Annotated in this window: 19 protein-coding genes; 16 read left to right on the forward strand and 3 right to left on the reverse strand. The window is 40.9% G+C overall.

The window, feature by feature from the left end; all coding sequences use genetic code 11:
• A partial coding sequence (locus tag D8804_RS10125; protein WP_142999713.1) for a hypothetical protein occupies positions 1-192 on the reverse strand: 192 nt, incomplete at its 3' end.
• A gap of 220 nt (positions 193-412) precedes the next feature.
• Positions 413-1975 (reverse strand): glutamine-hydrolyzing GMP synthase, encoded by a 1563-nt coding sequence (gene guaA / locus D8804_RS07955; RefSeq protein WP_125399417.1) that lies wholly within the window; start codon positions 1973-1975, stop codon positions 413-415.
• 146 nt (positions 1976-2121) lie between these two features.
• On the opposite strand from guaA, the gene D8804_RS07960 reads away from it, so the two are divergent.
• The 11 genes from D8804_RS07960 (at position 2122) to D8804_RS08010 (ending at position 11133) form a co-directional block, all read left to right on the forward strand.
• Positions 2122-2820 carry a GntR family transcriptional regulator gene (locus D8804_RS07960; RefSeq protein WP_125399418.1) on the forward strand — a complete coding sequence of 233 codons (699 nt, stop codon included), beginning with the start codon at positions 2122-2124 and terminating at the stop codon, positions 2818-2820.
• 137 nt (positions 2821-2957) lie between these two features.
• Positions 2958-4244 carry a peptidase U32 family protein gene (locus D8804_RS07965; RefSeq protein ID WP_084911041.1) on the forward strand — a complete coding sequence of 429 codons (1287 nt, stop codon included), beginning with the start codon at positions 2958-2960 and terminating at the stop codon, positions 4242-4244.
• Positions 4245-4258: 14 nt separating this feature from the next.
• Positions 4259-4570 (forward strand): CHY zinc finger protein, encoded by a 312-nt coding sequence (locus D8804_RS07970; RefSeq protein ID WP_125399419.1) that lies wholly within the window; start codon positions 4259-4261, stop codon positions 4568-4570.
• A gap of 234 nt (positions 4571-4804) precedes the next feature.
• Positions 4805-5005 carry a F0F1 ATP synthase subunit C gene (locus D8804_RS07975; RefSeq protein WP_001054552.1) on the forward strand — a complete coding sequence of 67 codons (201 nt, stop codon included), beginning with the start codon at positions 4805-4807 and terminating at the stop codon, positions 5003-5005.
• 34 nt (positions 5006-5039) lie between these two features.
• Positions 5040-5753 carry a F0F1 ATP synthase subunit A gene (gene atpB, locus D8804_RS07980; protein WP_125399420.1) on the forward strand — a complete coding sequence of 238 codons (714 nt, stop codon included), beginning with the start codon at positions 5040-5042 and terminating at the stop codon, positions 5751-5753.
• Positions 5754-5766: 13 nt separating this feature from the next.
• A complete protein-coding gene (atpF, locus tag D8804_RS07985; protein WP_000558545.1) occupies positions 5767-6261 on the forward strand; it encodes a F0F1 ATP synthase subunit B in 495 nt (164 codons plus the stop codon).
• Positions 6261-6797: a F0F1 ATP synthase subunit delta gene (locus tag D8804_RS07990; protein ID WP_125399421.1), complete on the forward strand. Its 537-nt coding sequence runs from the start codon at positions 6261-6263 to the stop codon at positions 6795-6797. The genes atpF and D8804_RS07990 overlap by 1 nt, the downstream gene beginning before the upstream one ends.
• A 14-nt stretch (positions 6798-6811) precedes the next feature.
• A complete protein-coding gene (gene atpA / locus D8804_RS07995; RefSeq protein ID WP_125399422.1) occupies positions 6812-8317 on the forward strand; it encodes a F0F1 ATP synthase subunit alpha in 1506 nt (501 codons plus the stop codon).
• Positions 8318-8332: 15 nt separating this feature from the next.
• Complete coding sequence (locus D8804_RS08000) at positions 8333-9211, forward strand: F0F1 ATP synthase subunit gamma (RefSeq protein WP_000301234.1); 879 nt, start codon at positions 8333-8335, stop codon at positions 9209-9211.
• Positions 9212-9296: 85 nt separating this feature from the next.
• Complete coding sequence (gene atpD, locus D8804_RS08005) at positions 9297-10703, forward strand: F0F1 ATP synthase subunit beta (protein ID WP_125399423.1); 1407 nt, start codon at positions 9297-9299, stop codon at positions 10701-10703.
• 10 nt (positions 10704-10713) lie between these two features.
• On the forward strand, positions 10714-11133 hold the full coding sequence (locus tag D8804_RS08010; RefSeq protein ID WP_093585147.1) for a F0F1 ATP synthase subunit epsilon: 420 nt from the start codon (positions 10714-10716) through the stop codon (positions 11131-11133).
• A gap of 42 nt (positions 11134-11175) precedes the next feature.
• On the opposite strand, the gene D8804_RS08015 is transcribed toward D8804_RS08010, so the two are convergent.
• Positions 11176-12189 (reverse strand): lactonase family protein, encoded by a 1014-nt coding sequence (locus D8804_RS08015; protein WP_125399424.1) that lies wholly within the window; start codon positions 12187-12189, stop codon positions 11176-11178.
• 143 nt (positions 12190-12332) lie between these two features.
• On the opposite strand from D8804_RS08015, the gene D8804_RS08020 reads away from it, so the two are divergent.
• The 5 genes from D8804_RS08020 to D8804_RS08040 all read left to right on the forward strand — a co-directional run bounded on the left by D8804_RS08020 (position 12333) and on the right by D8804_RS08040 (position 17003).
• On the forward strand, positions 12333-13499 hold the full coding sequence (locus D8804_RS08020; protein WP_125399425.1) for an AI-2E family transporter: 1167 nt from the start codon (positions 12333-12335) through the stop codon (positions 13497-13499).
• On the forward strand, positions 13489-14718 hold the full coding sequence (locus D8804_RS08025; RefSeq protein ID WP_185774052.1) for a tetratricopeptide repeat protein: 1230 nt from the start codon (positions 13489-13491) through the stop codon (positions 14716-14718). Before D8804_RS08020 ends, D8804_RS08025 begins: the two co-directional genes overlap by 11 nt.
• Before the next feature lie 149 nt (positions 14719-14867).
• Positions 14868-15509: an amino acid ABC transporter permease gene (locus D8804_RS08030; protein ID WP_000120844.1), complete on the forward strand. Its 642-nt coding sequence runs from the start codon at positions 14868-14870 to the stop codon at positions 15507-15509.
• Between the two features lie 9 nt (positions 15510-15518).
• Positions 15519-16148 (forward strand): amino acid ABC transporter ATP-binding protein, encoded by a 630-nt coding sequence (locus tag D8804_RS08035; RefSeq protein WP_125399426.1) that lies wholly within the window; start codon positions 15519-15521, stop codon positions 16146-16148.
• A gap of 15 nt (positions 16149-16163) precedes the next feature.
• Entirely contained in the window at positions 16164-17003 is an 840-nt protein-coding gene (locus D8804_RS08040) for an amino acid ABC transporter substrate-binding protein (protein ID WP_125399427.1), read from the forward strand.
• The last annotated feature ends 62 nt before the right edge of the window (positions 17004-17065 follow it).

The following is a 17065-nucleotide window of genomic DNA, read 5'->3' on the forward strand; positions in this document are numbered from 1 at the left end:
GCTTAGCGACCAGTCAATTGAAAAAACCTCATTTTCTATGAATTTGATAATATTATAAAATTCAAGGACTTCCAAAAAAGAATTTAGGCTATAAGAATTCGATAAATAAGCATCTAAAATTTCTTGAATTCTTGGAAAATAGAAACCGATAGATAAGTCATTTACATCATAAAATTTTACTCTAGAAATCATATATATTTTTTACATTTGAAAAATAAAATTACGTGCTATTAAAATACTTTGTACTTTTTATTATAAAAATCCCTCCAAGAATGTTGGTCAAAAAAATTTTTAACTAACTTTTCGGGGGGATTTAGGGGGGAATCAAACGAAGATACACCCTTTTTAGACTATTTTGTTCCTGCTAAACTGCTGTAGAATCGCTATTTTGAAGGTAAATCAAGCCTCTCCATTATTCCCACTCAACGGTTGCAGGTGGTTTACTTGTAATATCGTAGACGATACGGTTGACGTGGTCAACTTCGTTTACGATACGTACAGAAATCTTTTGAAGGACTTCCCAAGGAATTTTAGCAAAGTCAGCTGTCATACCATCGATAGACGTGATAGCGCGAATGGCAATCGTGTAGTCGTAAGTACGACCATCACCCATAACACCAACTGAACGAACGCCTGTGTTGACAGTGAAATATTGCCAGATATCACGGTCAAGACCTGCTTTGGCGATTTCTTCACGAAGAATAGCGTCTGACTCACGAACAGTTTCTAGTTTCTCTTCAGTGATTTCACCCATGACACGGATAGCAAGCCCTGGTCCTGGGAATGGTTGGCGCCATACGATGTGGTCTGGCATGCCAAGCTCTGTACCGAGAGCACGAACTTCATCCTTGTAAAGAGTATTGAGTGGCTCGATGAGTTCAAACTGCATATCTTCTGGAAGACCACCAACATTGTGGTGTGATTTGATGGTTTGAGCAGTATCTGTACCAGACTCAATCACGTCAGTATAAAGTGTTCCTTGGGCAAGGAATTTTACATCTTTTAGCTTGCTTGCTTCGTCATCAAAGACATAAACAAACTCGTTACCGATGATTTTACGTTTTTGCTCAGGATCAGAGACGCCTGCAAGTTTGTCAAGGAAGCGTTTTGCAGCGTCTGCTTTGACGATGTTCAAACCAAACTTACCACCAAGCATGTCCATAACTTGGTCAGCCTCTCCCTTACGGAGAAGACCGTGGTCTACAAAGATACAGATTAATTGATCACCGATCGCTTTTTGAAGAAGAACTCCAACAACAGAAGAGTCAACACCACCTGATAGACCGAGAAGAACACGCTTGTCACCTACAGTTTCACGGATTTTCTTGATCTGCATCTCGATAAAGTTGTCCATTGACCAATCGCCTTTAGCCTTACAGATGTTGAGGGCAAAGTTGCGAAGGATATCATTCCCATATACAGAATGGCGCACTTCTGGGTGGAATTGGATACCATAGATGTGCTTTTCTGGGTTTTCAATAGCTGCATAAGGACAGTCAGCAGAAGTACCTGTACGAATAAAGTCAGCAGGAATCTCTGTAACTGCATCACCATGGCTCATCAAAACAATCTGTTCTTCTGGGGTACCCTCAAAGAGGGCAGAAGTAGTGTGAGTAAGTGGGGATTGACCGTACTCGCGGTTTCCAGCATCACCCGCAGGTACAACCTTACCTCCAAGTTTGTGAGTAAGAAGTTGCATACCGTAGCAGATTCCCAAAATTGGAATACCGAGTTCAAAAATTTCTGGGTCAATATCAAATGAACCATCTTCATATACAGAGTTTGGTCCACCAGAGAGGATGATCCCTACAGGGTTTATCGCACGAACCTCTGCAGCTGAAATTTTATGGCTTTTTAGCTCTGAAAAAACACCAATTTCACGAATACGGCGTGAAATCAGCTGGTTGTATTGGCTACCATAGTCCAGTACGATGATTTTTTCGACATCTTTCAAATCAGTTGAAATGTTGCTCATCTTTTTCCTTTCTCAAAAGAAATATCTTTTTCAATATTTTATCATAAATGAGGGTGAATTACCAACTAAACAAGGCAAAGTTTGACTTTTTCTTAGCAAATACGGTACAATGGAGAAAATGAAAATAAAGAAAAGAAGTGAGAATCATGTTACCAGCTTATATGAAAATCCACGATCAGATCAAGAAGGATATAGATGAGCATCATTGGAAAATCGGTGAGAGGCTTCCAAGTGAGCGAGATTTAGCGGAACAGTTTCAAGTTAGCCGGATGACATTACGCCAAGCTATCTCTCTCTTGGTTGAGGAAGGAGTTTTGGAGCGTCGTGTAGGAAGTGGGACTTTTGTCTCTAGCACTCGTGTCCAAGAAAAAATGAGAGGGACGACCAGTTTTACGGAGATTGTCAAATCTCAGGGCAAAGTTCCTTCCAGTCAGCTGATTTCTTACAGAAGAACCATTCCAAATGAGCAAGAGGTCGCAAAGCTAGGGATTACTCCGACAGAGAATATTATCCGCATGGAACGGGTACGTTACGCTGACCAAATTCCGCTAGTCTATGAAGTCGCATCCATTCCTGAGAAATTTATTAAGGATTTCAAAAAAGAAGAAATCACCAGTCATTTCTTCCAAACCCTGCAGCAACATGGCTACCGGATTGGCAAATCCCAACAGACCATTTATGCGAAGTTGGCTAAGGAAAAAATTGCTCATTACCTAGAAATCGAAAAGGGGCATGCGATTCTAGCCTTGACTCAGGTCTCTTATCTTGAAGATGGGACGGCTTTTGAATATGTAAAGAGTCAATACGTGGGTGAACGCTTTGAGTTTTATCTTGAAAACAACTAGTCTCAGCAGACTAGTTTTTAGTTTTTAAAAAAGATTAGAATTGTCAAAACAATCTGTCTAGGCTTGATTTTATCCATTATTTACTATAAAATGAGAAGGAAAAACGTCAAACTTTTATATTGCAAATAGGAGAAAAAATGACAAAAACATTAAAACGTCCTGAGGTTTTATCACCTGCAGGGACTTTAGAGAAGCTGAAAGTAGCTGTTCAATATGGTGCGGACGCAGTCTTCATCGGTGGACAGGCCTATGGCCTTCGTAGCCGTGCTGGAAACTTTACCTTTGAACAGATGGAAGAAGGCGTCCAGTTCGCTGCTAAGTACGGTGCCAAGGTCTATGTGGCTGCTAACATGGTTATGCACGAAGGAAACGAAGCTGGTGCTGGAGAGTGGTTCCGTAAGTTACGTGACATCGGGATTGCGGCCGTAATCGTATCAGATCCAGCCTTGATCATGATTGCAGCAACAGAAGCACCAGGGCTTGAAATTCACCTTTCGACTCAAGCCAGTGCAACCAACTATGAAACTCTAGAGTTCTGGAAAGAACTTGGTCTAACTCGCGTGGTTCTGGCTCGTGAAGTTTCAATGGAAGAATTGGCAGAGATTCGTAAACGTACAGACGTTGAGATTGAGGCCTTTGTCCATGGAGCCATGTGTATTTCCTATTCAGGACGCTGTACGCTCTCAAACCACATGAGTATGCGTGATGCTAACCGTGGTGGTTGTTCACAGTCTTGTCGTTGGAAATACGATCTTTACGACATGCCTTTTGGTCAAGAACGTAAGAGCCTTAAGGGTGAAATCCCAGAAGAATTTTCGATGTCAGCCGTTGACATGTCTATGATTGACCATATTCCAGATATGATTGAAAATGGTGTAGACAGTCTCAAGATTGAAGGCCGTATGAAGTCCATTCACTATGTTTCAACAGTAACAAACTGTTACAAGGCAGCTGTGGATGCTTATCTCGAAAGTCCTGAAAAGTTTGAATCCATCAAGCAAGACTTGGTGGATGAGATGTGGAAAGTTGCTCAACGTGAATTGGCAACAGGATTCTACTATGGTACGCCGTCTGAAAATGAACAGTTATTTGGCGCACGTCGTAAAATCCCTGAATACAAGTTTGTCGCTGAGGTGGTTTCTTATGATGATGCAACCCAGACAGCAACCATTCGTCAACGGAATGTCATCAACGAAGGCGATCAAGTTGAGTTTTATGGACCAGGTTTCCGTCATTTTGAAACCTATATCGAAAATCTTCACGATTCTAAAGGCAATAAAATCGACCGTGCTCCAAATCCAATGGAACTCTTGACCATTAAGGTTCCTCAACCTGTGCAAGCTGGGGATATGGTTCGAGCTCTCAAAGAAGGTCTTATCAATCTCTATAAGGAAGACGGGACAAGCGTTACAGTTCGTGCTTAGATAAGGAAAAGTGAATGATTCAAGCTCATGGTTTATTGGTAGATGATGAAAGCAGGTGTGTTCACTACCATAGTGTAAAGGATATCGTTTCCCTCCAGTGTTATGAATGCAGGAAATACTACGCTTGCTATCAGTGCCACAATGCTATGGAAACGCATTTGTTTTCTCCTTATCCCTTGAGGCTTTCCAAAGATCAACCGATTTTGTGTGGAGCTTGTAAGAGGACAATGACTTTTCAAGAATACCAAAAACAGGTAGCTTGTCCTTATTGCAGCGCTCCATTTAATCCAGGTTGTAAACAACATCATTCATTTTATTTTAAATAGACAAAAATAGATCCAAGTTTTTAAGCTTGGGTCTTTTATTTTGCTTCAGAAACCTTAGTAAAAATACGGAGTTTCTTATGGAAACCGGTTAAAAATTTCTATACAATCGTACTAAAAATAGTAAAATTAGAAATAAATTATCTGAAACGCTTTCAATGTTAGTAAAAAGTTGACAAAAACAAATTTTAGGACTAAACTAAGTAAGTAAATTTAAATAAAAAAGGAGAATTTATAATGAATTTAACATTTTTTGGTCTTTGTCTTGCCTGTATGGGTGTATCCCTTGCAGAAGGATTTTTGATGAACGGTTTGTTCAAATCAGCAGCTCGCCAACCAGACATCATTCCACAATTGCGTAGCTTGATGATCATGGGGATTGCCTTTATTGAAGGAACTTTCTTTGTAACTCTTGTCTTTTCATTTATCATCAAATAAAGAGAAGTATAAATTGGAAAAGGGAGGATTTTAGATGGAAGAAAGTATCAATCCAACCATCAATATTGGTCCTGTTACCTTTGATTTGACCTTGACAGTATTGACCTTGCTGTCAGTAGTCGTTATTTTTGGCTTTATCTATTGGGCAAGTCGGAATATGACCGTGAAACCCAATGGAAAGCAAAATGTACTGGAGTATCTCTATGACTTCGTAGTCGGATTTACAGAACCTAATGTAGGTTCACGGTACATGAAAGATTACTCACTCTTTTACTTGTGTTTATTTCTTTTTATGGTTATCGCAAACAATCTTGGTTTGATGGCTAAACTTCAAACTACAGATGGTACAAACCTTTGGACATCGCCAACTGCTAATCTTCAATTTGACTTGGCCTTGTCATTTGGAATTATCCTGATGACCCATATAGAAGGAATTCGTCGACGTGGTATTAAAAAGTATCTGAAAGGCTTTGTTACCCCAGGTTTTATGACACCGATGAATCTCCTTGAAGAAGTCACGAATTTCCTATCACTTGCTTTGCGGGTATTCGGAAATATCTTTGCCGGAGAAGTGATGGCTAGTTTGCTTATCACTCTTTCTCATCAGGCTCTTTATTGGTATCCAGTTGCATTTGTTACCAATCTAGTCTGGACGGCGTTTTCTGTGTTTATTTCCTGTGTTCAGGCTTATGTATTCACAGTCTTGTCTTCTATGTATCTAGGAAATAAAATTAATGATGAAGAGTAGAAAGGAGTAACAGATGCACGTAACAGTAGGTGAATTAATTGGTAACTTTATTTTAATCGCTGGCTCTTTTATCCTTTTGATTGTCTTAGTTAAGAAATATGCGTGGTCAAACTTGACAAGTGTCTTCGAAGAAAGAGCAAATAAAATTGCTGCTGATATTGATGGAGCTGAACAGGCTCGTCAAAAAGCAGAAACTCTTGCTCAAAAACGTGAAGATGAATTGGCTGGTAGTCGCAACGAAGCCAAAACAATCATTGAAAATGCTAAAGGGACTGCAGAGAAGAGTAAAGCAGATATTCTGGCAGATGCTAAATTAGAAGCAGGTCGCTTAAAAGAGAAGGCGAATCAAGAAATTGCTCAGAATAAAGCTGAGGCTTTGCAAAGTGTTAAGGGCGAGGTGGCAGATTTGACAATTAGTCTAGCTGCTAAAATCATCTCAAAAAACCTTGACAGTCATGCTCATAAGGAACTCATTGATCAGTATATCGATCAGCTAGGAGAAGCCTAATGGACAAGAAAACAGCAAAGGTAATTGAAAAATACAGCATGCCTTTTGTCCAATTAGTGATCGAAAAAGGAGAAGAAGACCAAATCTTTGCAGACTTGTCTCAAATCAAGCAGGTTGCAGAAGAAACAGACTTGCCTTCTTTTTTAGCTCAAGTGGCGGTAGATGAGTCGGATAAGGAAAAAACAGTTGGTTTCTTCCAAGACTCTGTGTCACCTTTAATGCAAAACTTTATTCAAGTTCTGATTTACAATCACAGAGCAAATCTTTTTTATGATATTATTGTAGATTGTTTGAGTCGACTTGAAAAAGAAACGAATCGATTTGAAGTAACGATTTCTTCAGCTCATCCTTTAACAAATGAACAGAAGGAACGTTTGATTCCGGTGATAGAGAAAAAAATGGCTCTGAAAGTACGGAGTATCAAGGAACAATTCGATGAAAGTCTTATTGGAGGTTTTGTCATTTTTGCTAATCACAAGACAATTGATGTGAGTATTAAACAACAACTTAAAGTTGTTAAAGAAAATTTGAAATAGAAAGTGGTGTTCTTTTGGCAATTAACGCACAAGAAATCAGCGCTTTAATTAAGCAACAAATTGAAAATTTCAAACCCAATTTTGATGTGACTGAAACTGGTGTTGTAACCTATATCGGGGACGGAATCGCGCGTGCCCACGGTCTTGAAAATGCCATGAGTGGAGAGCTCTTGATTTTTGAAAATGGCTCTTATGGTATGGCGCAAAACTTGGAGTCAACAGATGTTGGGATTATCATCCTCGGTGACTTTACGGATATCCGTGAAGGGGATACAATCCGTCGTACAGGTAAAATCATGGAAGTCCCAGTTGGTGATAACTTGATTGGACGTGTTGTGGATCCACTTGGTCGTCCAGTTGATGGTCTTGGAGAAATCCATACTGACAAGACTCGTCCAGTAGAAGCACCAGCTCCTGGTGTTATGGAGCGTAAGTCTGTTTCAGAACCATTGCAAACAGGTTTGAAAGCTATTGACGCCCTTGTACCGATTGGTCGTGGTCAACGTGAGTTGATCATCGGTGACCGTCAGACAGGGAAAACAACCATTGCGATTGATACAATCTTGAACCAAAAAGGTCAAGATATGATCTGTATCTATGTTGCAATTGGACAAAAAGAATCAACCGTTCGTACACAAGTAGAAACACTTCGTCAGTACGGTGCCTTGGACTACACAATCGTTGTGACTGCCTCTGCTTCACAGCCATCTCCATTGCTCTTCCTAGCTCCTTATGCTGGAGTTGCTATGGCTGAAGAGTTTATGTACCAAGGGAAGCATGTTTTGATCGTTTATGATGATCTTTCAAAACAAGCGGTAGCTTATCGTGAACTTTCCCTCTTGCTTCGTCGTCCACCAGGTCGTGAAGCCTTCCCAGGGGATGTTTTCTACCTCCACAGTCGTTTGCTTGAGCGCTCAGCTAAAGTTTCTGACGAGCTTGGTGGCGGATCAATCACAGCCCTACCATTTATTGAGACGCAAGCAGGTGATATCTCTGCCTATATCGCAACCAACGTGATTTCAATCACAGATGGACAAATCTTCCTTGGAGATGGTCTCTTTAACGCAGGTATTCGCCCAGCTATTGATGCAGGTTCATCTGTATCTCGTGTAGGTGGTTCTGCTCAAATTAAAGCCATGAAGAAGGTTGCTGGTACTCTTCGTATCGACCTTGCTTCATACCGTGAGTTGGAAGCCTTCACTAAGTTTGGTTCGGACTTGGATGCAGCAACTCAGGCTAAGTTGAATCGTGGTCGTCGTACGGTTGAAGTTCTGAAACAACCAGTTCATAAACCATTACCTGTTGAGAAACAAGTAACCATTCTTTATGCTTTGACACATGGTTTCTTGGATACGATTCCTGTAGATGACATTGTTCGTTTTGAGGAAGAGTTTCATGATTTCTTTGATGCACAACATCCAGAGATTTTGGAAACTATTCGTGAAACAAAAGACTTGCCAGAAGAAGCAGTCTTGGATGCTGCGATTACAGAGTTTCTCAATCAATCCAGCTTCCAATAAGAATAGAGGTGTCAGATGGCAGTATCTCTAAATGATATTAAAACAAAAATCGCCTCAACAAAAAATACTAGTCAAATCACTAATGCCATGCAAATGGTATCGGCTGCCAAGTTAGGTCGCTCTGAAGAAGCAGCACGCAATTTTCAAGTTTATGCTCAGAAGGTTCGTAAGCTTTTGACGGATATTCTACATGGTAACGGATCTGGTGGTTCTACCAATCCAATGCTCATCAGTCGTCCAGTTAAGAAAACAGGCTATATCGTTATTACTTCAGACCGTGGCTTGGTTGGAGGTTATAATGCTTCCATCCTTAAAGCTGTGATGGAGCTGAAAGAAGAATATCATCCAAATGGTGATGACTTTGAAGTTATCTGTATTGGTGGTATGGGAGCTGACTTTTTCAAGGCTCGTGGCATTCAACCAATCTATGAATTGCGGGGCTTGGCCGACCAACCAAGTTTTGATGAAGTTCGTAAAATTATTTCAAAAACGATTGAGATGTACCAAAATGAACTCTTTGATGAATTGTACGTCTGCTACAACCATCATGTCAATACTCTCACAAGTCAAATGCGTGTGGAACAAATGCTTCCGATTGTTGACTTGGATCCAAATGAAGCGGATGAAGAGTATAGCTTGACCTTTGAGTTGGAAACGAGCCGTGATGAGATTCTAGAGCAATTGTTGCCACAGTATGCTGAAAGTATGATTTACGGGGCTATTATCGATGCCAAGACAGCTGAAAATGCAGCTGGTATGACAGCTATGCAAACAGCGACTGATAATGCTAAGAAGGTCATCAATGATTTGACAATCCAGTATAACCGTGCCAGACAGGCGGCGATTACACAAGAAATTACAGAAATCGTAGCGGGGGCTAGTGCCTTAGAATAAGGCCTTACCCTGTAGGTATCAAAATGAACTTAGGCCCTAGGTAAACTAGGAACCGACAGTATCTTATATAGAATAGGAGAAGGAGATGAGTTCAGGTAAAATTGCTCAGGTTATCGGACCCGTTGTAGACGTTTTGTTTGCAGCTGGGGAACCACTTCCTGAGATTAACAATGCACTTGTCGTCTACAAAAATGACGAAAGAAAAACAAAAATCGTCCTTGAAGTAGCCTTGGAGTTGGGTGATGGTATGATCCGTACGATCGCCATGGAATCAACAGATGGTTTGACTCGTGGAATGGAAGTATTGGACACAGGCCGTCCAATCTCCGTTCCAGTAGGTAAAGAAACTTTGGGACGTGTCTTCAACGTTTTGGGAGATACCATTGACTTGGATGCTCCTTTCGCTGAAGACGCTGAGCGTCAGCCAATTCATAAAAAAGCTCCAACTTTTGATGAATTGTCTACCTCATCTGAAATTTTGGAAACAGGGATTAAGGTTATCGACCTTCTTGCACCTTACCTTAAAGGGGGGAAAGTTGGACTCTTCGGTGGTGCCGGAGTTGGTAAGACTGTCTTGATCCAAGAATTGATTCACAATATTGCCCAAGAACACGGTGGTATTTCAGTATTTACTGGTGTTGGGGAACGTACTCGTGAGGGGAACGACCTTTACTGGGAAATGAAAGAATCAGGCGTTATCGAGAAAACCGCAATGGTATTTGGTCAGATGAATGAACCACCAGGAGCACGTATGCGTGTTGCCCTTACTGGTTTGACAATCGCTGAATACTTCCGTGATGTAGAAGGTCAAGACGTTCTTCTCTTCATTGACAACATTTTCCGTTTCACACAAGCTGGTTCAGAAGTATCTGCCCTTTTGGGTCGTATGCCATCAGCCGTTGGTTACCAACCAACACTTGCTACGGAAATGGGTCAATTGCAAGAACGTATCACTTCAACCAAGAAGGGTTCTGTAACCTCTATCCAGGCTATCTACGTGCCAGCGGATGACTATACTGACCCAGCGCCAGCGACAGCCTTCGCTCACTTGGATTCAACGACTAACTTGGAACGTAAGTTGGTACAGTTGGGTATCTACCCAGCCGTTGACCCTCTAGCTTCAAGCTCACGTGCCTTGGCACCTGAAATCGTTGGTGAGGAGCACTATGCAGTTGCTGCTGAAGTCAAACGTGTCCTTCAACGTTACCATGAATTGCAAGATATCATTGCCATCCTTGGTATGGATGAGCTTTCTGATGAAGAAAAGACTTTGGTTGCTCGTGCCCGTCGTATCCAGTTCTTCTTGTCACAAAACTTCAACGTTGCGGAGCAATTTACTGGCCAACCTGGTTCTTATGTACCAGTAGCAGAAACGGTTCGTGGTTTCAAGGAAATCCTTGAAGGGAAACATGACCACTTGCCAGAAGATGCCTTCCGTGGAGTTGGTTCAATCGAAGACGTCATTGCTAAGGCAGAGAAAATGGGATTTTAAGAGGTGATCTATGGCTCAGTTAACTGTCCAGATCGTGACACCAGATGGCCTCGTCTATGATCACCATGCCAGCTTTGTATCGGTACGAACTCTGGATGGTGAGATGGGGATCTTGCCACGACATGAAAATATGATTGCGGTTTTAGCGGTTGATGAAGTAAAGGTAAAACGAATCGATGATGATACTCATGTGAACTGGATTGCAGTGAACGGAGGGATTATCGAGATTGCCAATGACATCATTACCATCGTAGCAGACTCAGCAGAGCGTGCTCGTGATATCGATGTCAGCCGTGCTGAACGTGCTAAACTTCGCGCCGAACGTGAAATTGAAGAAGCTCAAGACAAGCACTTAATTGACCAAGAACGACGCGCTAAGATTGCTCTTCAACGTGCCATTAACCGTATTAATGTCGGAAATAAACTATAATCAAAAAATGAACTTGAATCTCAAGTTCATTTTTTGATTATCTTAGTTCGCAAAGTGGATGCAGACTGCTTCTGGGACATGGAAATCGTTAGAAAGTTCTGCAAGACGACCACTTTCAGGATTACGCTTAAAGACGGTTGCGTTATCAGAATCTTGGTGAACAGCAATGAGAAACTCTTGATCAGGAGTTAGGTCGAAATCACGTGGATTTTGTCCATGTGTTGGTACTATCTCTAATAATTCCAGACTGCCATCAGCGAGAATTGTATAGACGGCAATGGAATCATGGCCTCGATTGGATGCATAAAGGTATTTCCCATCTTTTGAAAGACGAATGGCTGCAGTAGCATTGAATCCCCCATAGCCGTCTGGTAAGGTTGAAATGACTTGCATGCGTTCAAATTCACCAACCCCATCGTAAATCAAGACTTCAATGGTACTATTTAGTTCGCAGATGAGATAGGCAATCTTATAGTGGTGGTGGAAAACGATGTGGCGAGCACCTGCTCCAGGCTGGCTGTGATAAGTGTGGAGCTTACTTATTTTTCCTTCTGGGCTAACATCATAGGTCGTCACCTCGTCAGTACCTAGGTCACATGTGATGAGATACTGGTCAGGTGTTAGATTCGTAAAGTGAACATGTGGGGAAGTTTGGTTTTCATGAGGACCATGTCCACTATGTTGATCCAGATCCGTTTGGATGAGACTACCATCTGCTTGGCGCTGATAAACCAGAACTTGGCCTTTGTGGTAGTTGGCTCCGTAAACGAGACTGCGCTTTTCATCAACTGCCACATAACAATGGGGAGCGCCTTCTTCAACCACATGATTTAACAAAGTACCATCGGTCTTGTAAGCAGCGATTCCCCCCAAGCCATCCTGACTCCCTACGGTGTATATGTGTTGCTGTTGGTCAAAGGCAAGGTAGGTCGGACTTGGTTCAGCAGCAAAGAGTTCAAGGTTTGCAAGCTGGCCTGTTTCTGTATCAAAATCTGCCTTGTAAATCCCTTTAGATAAGCGACGAGTGTAAGTTCCAAAATAAACAGTTTCTTTCATGTCCATACCTCTTAATAATGATAAGTTCATTATACCATAAAATGACAGTCAGGAAGTGTTCGTTTAATCTATGTAAGCACTTTAATAAGAGTTATTTTAGATTAAAAATGGTATAATGAAATAATGACAGAAAGGATGTATTTATGGAACATAAAGAGAAACATTTTAGCCTATCTTGGTTTTTTAAGTGGTTTTTAGATAATAAAGCCATCACTGTATTTTTAGTAACCTTGTTACTGGGGCTAAACATTTTTATTTTAAGTAAGATTAGTTTTATATTTTTACCCGTTTTAGACTTTCTTGGGGTTGTCATGTTACCAGTTATTTTATCTGGTTTACTCTATTACCTCCTCAATCCGATTGTTGACTGGATGGAGAAACACAAGATCAATCGTGTTCTTGCCATTAGTATTGTTTTTGTTATTATTGGACTCTTTATCATTTGGGGGCTGGCAGTCGCAATTCCAAATTTCCAACGCCAAGTCTTAAATTTTGCAAAGAATGTGCCGACTTATCTTAAGGATGCTGATATGGTTATCAATGACCTTGTAACCAAACGCTTGCCAGATGATTTTAGACCACAGTTGGAGCAGGTTCTTGCCAATGTTTCTACAGAAGCAACGATATGGGCCAGCAAAATTTCTTCTCAAGCCGTTAACTGGGTCAGCGCCTTTATCAGTAGCGTTTCTCAGGTGATTGTAGCGGTCATTATCGTACCCTTTATGCTCTTTTATCTTTTGAGAGATGGAAAAGGCTTGCGTGATTACTTGACTAAATTCATCCCAACCAAGTTAAAAGAACCTGTGGGTGAAATCCTATCAGATGTCAATAAACAGCTATCAAACTATGTTAGAGGACAAGTTACAGTAGCTATTATTGTAGCTATCATGTTTATTATCTTCTTTAAGATTATCGGTTTACGCTACGCTGTCACTCTAGGTGTAACGGCTGGTATTCTAAATCTAGTCCCTTATCTAGGTAGTTTCCTCGCCATGCTGCCTGCCCTTGTTTTAGGTTTAATCGCAGGCCCTGTGATGCTTTTGAAAGTAATTATTGTCTTTATTGTTGAACAAACGATTGAAGGTCGCTTCGTTTCTCCGCTTATTTTAGGTAGTCAGCTAAACATCCATCCGATCAATGTCCTCTTTGTTCTCCTAACTTCAGGTTCTATGTTTGGTATTTGGGGAGTCTTGCTGGGAATTCCTGTCTATGCTTCTGCCAAGGTCGTTATCTCAGCTATCTTTAACTGGTATAAAAAAGTCAGCGGTCTGTATGAAGAAGAAGGGGAGGAAATCAAGAGTGAACAATAGTCAACGCATGCTCCAGGCTTTGGATGAGCAGGATTTAACCAAAGCGGATCAGTATTTTCACAAAGCCCTCGAAACAGATTCAAGTGAGGTTCTTTACGAACTAGCAAGCTATCTAGAGGGAATTGGCTTTTATCCTCAAGCCAAGGAAATTTATCTAAAAATTGTGTCAGAATTTCCAGAAGTGAATCTGAACTTAGCTGCAATTGCAAGTGAGGATGGCAATGTTGAGGAAGCCTTTGCCTATCTCGAGGAAATTACACCTGATAATGATTGGTATGTATCGGCTTTGGCCTTGAAGGCTGACCTCTATCAATTGGAAGGATTGACAGATGTAGCGCGTGAAAAGTTACTGGAAGCCCTAAACTACTCAGACGATTCCTTATTAGTTTTTGGTTTGGCTGAGTTGGATAGCGAGTTAGGAAATTATCAGGAAGCTATTCAGGGTTATGCTCAATTAGACAATCGCTCCATCTATGAGCAAACGGGTGTCTCAACCTATCAACGAATTGGTTACGCTTATGCCCAGTTAGGCAAGTTTGAAGCTGCAACTGAATTCTTAGAAAAAGCCTTAGAACTTGAATACAATGACCAAACGGCCTTTGAACTGGCTAGTCTTTACTTTGATCAGGAAGAGTATCAAAAATCTGTTCTTTACTTTAAGCAGATTGATACCATTTCACCAGATTTTGAAGGATATGAGTATGGCTACAGTCAAGCTTTGCACAAGGAACATCAGGTGGAAGAGGCCCTTCGTATCGTTAAACAAGGTTTGGAGAAAAATCCATTTGAAACTCGGCTCTTACTAGCTGCTTCTCAGTTTTCGTATGAATTGCATGATCCTAGTGCTGCAGAGCAGTTTCTCCTTACTGCTAAAGAAGATGCAGAGGATACAGAAGAAATTTTTCTTCGCCTCGCAACCATTTATATGGAACAAGAGCGATTTGAGGATATTATTGCTCTTCAAAGTCAAGAACCTGAAAACCTTCTGACCGAGTGGATGATTGCCCGTTCTTACCAGGAAATCGAGGATTTAGATAAGGCCTATGAGCTCTATCAAGAACTGTCGTCTGACCTCAAGGACAATCCAGAGTTTCTGGAACAATATACTTATCTCTTGCGTGAATTGGGGTATTTTGAAGAAGCTAAGACTCAAGCAGAGGCATATTTAAAACTGATTCCAGATGATGTTCAGATGCAAGAACTGCTAGAAACACTTTAAAAATATCCTATAAAGCAAAACTGTATCTAGTCATTTTGATGGATACGGTTTTTTTTATTTTCAAAAAGAAATAGAATTTTTTTACAATAACCCTTGCTAAATTGTTTATTTATGCTATAATAGGAACAATTATTTTTAGGAGGTGCAGTATGTCTTATTTGTTTGAGATATTACCGAGTTTATTGAGCGGTGCAAGCATGACTTTACAGGTTTTTGTACTGGTCTTGATTTTTTCTATTCCCTTGGGCGTTTTGATTGCCTTTGCCTTGCAAGTCCATTGGAAACTCCTCCATTATCTGATCAACATTTATATCTGGATCATGCGGGGAACACCCTTGCTCTTGCAATTGATCTTTATCTATTATGTGCTCCCAAATATTGGGATTCGTTTGGATCGCCTTCCTGCGGCTATTATTGCCTTTGTTTTGAATTATGCAGCTTACTTTGCTGAAATCTTCCGTGGGGGGATTGATACTATTCCTAAGGGTCAATATGAGGCTGCTAAGGTCTTGAAGTTTAGCCCTTTTGCCACAGTTCGCTATATTATCTTACCACAGGTGACCAAAATTGTTCTACCTAGTGTATTTAATGAAGTCATGAGTTTGGTCAAGGATACTTCTCTGGTCTATGCTCTAGGCATTTCAGACCTTATCTTGGCTAGTCGAACAGCTGCCAACCGTGATGCTAGTCTGATTCCTATGTTCTTGGCAGGAGCAATTTACTTGATTTTGATTGGTATTGTGACTATCCTTGCCAAAAAAGTTGAGAAGAAGTACAGTTACTATAGATAGGAGGTTGCCATGTTAGAATTACGAAACATCAACAAGGCCTTTGGTGGCAAACAAATCTTAACCAATTTCAGCCTATCAATTCCTGAAAAGCAAATCCTGGCAATCGTAGGTCCATCAGGAGGCGGAAAAACAACCTTGTTGCGTATGTTAGCTGGACTGGAAACTATCGATTCTGGAGAAATCTACTATAACGGTGAATCTCTAGCTTTAGACGAACTAGAAAAGCGCAACCTACTAGGATTTGTCTTCCAAGATTTTCAACTTTTCCCTCATTTATCAGTTCTGGACAATCTGACCCTATCGCCTGTGAAAACTATGGGGATGAAGCAGGAAGAGGCTGAGAAGAAGGCGCGTGGACTCTTGGAACAGTTAGGACTAGCAGGGCACGCAGATGCTTATCCCTTCTCACTATCAGGTGGGCAAAAGCAGCGGGTGGCTTTGGCGCGTGCTATGATGATTGACCCAGAAATCATTGGTTACGATGAACCAACTTCTGCCTTGGATCCAGAATTACGCTTGGAAGTGGAAAAACTGATTTTGCAAAATAGAGAACTTGGGATGACGCAAATTGTGGTTACCCACGATTTACAATTTGCTGAAAATATTGCTGATCAGATTCTTAAGGTTGATCCAGAATAGGAGTAGGAGGTGCCTATGAAGAGAAAGAAAATTGTCCTTGTACTTGCTCTGTTCTTTAGCTTCTTCCTGACGGCCTGTACTCAGAAGGCAAGTGATCCAAATCAGGATAATTGGGCCAAATATCAAAAGCAGGGTAGCATTACTATTGGCTTTGACAATACCTTTGTTCCCATGGGATTTGAGGAAAAGAATGGCCAGTATGCGGGCTTTGATATTGACCTAGCCCAAGCTGTCTCTGAAAAGCTAGGAATTCAGATTAAATTTCAACCCATCGACTGGGATATGAAAGAAACCGAACTACAAAACGGTACTATTGATGCCATCTGGAATGGCTATACAGCTACAGATGAACGAAAAGAGAAGGTTGCTTTTACCATTCCTTATATGGAAAATCAACAAGTTTTAGTTTCTAAAAAGTCTCAAAATATCCACTCAGTTCAGGATATGACTGACAAAGTTTTAGGGGGCCAGGCAGGATCTTCTGGTTATTTGGATTTTGAAGCCCAGCCAGACTTATTGAAAAATCGTGTCAAAGACCATAAAGCCAACCAATACCAAAGTTTCAATGAAGCCTTGATTGATTTGAAAAATGATCGGATTGATGCTTTGTTGATTGACCGGGTATATGCCAATTATTATCTCCAGTCTGAAGGGATATTAAACGACTACAATATCTTTTCAGCAGGGTTTGAAAGTGAAGCTTTTGCAGTTGGAGCACGTAAGGAAGATACAACTCTGGTTAATAAGATAAATGAAGGATTTTCTAGTCTTTACAAGGATGGTAAGTTCCAAGAAATTAGTCAAAAATGGTTTGGGGAAGATGTAGCCACCAGTCAGGTGAAAAATCAAGAATAAGAAAAAGAGATTGAGTGTACCTCAGTCTCTTTTAGTCTTAAAAATCCTCTGGTAATCACCAG

The organism is Streptococcus oralis (genome assembly GCF_003944215.1).
GTDB classification, from domain to species: Bacteria; Bacillota; Bacilli; order Lactobacillales; family Streptococcaceae; genus Streptococcus; species Streptococcus oralis_BI.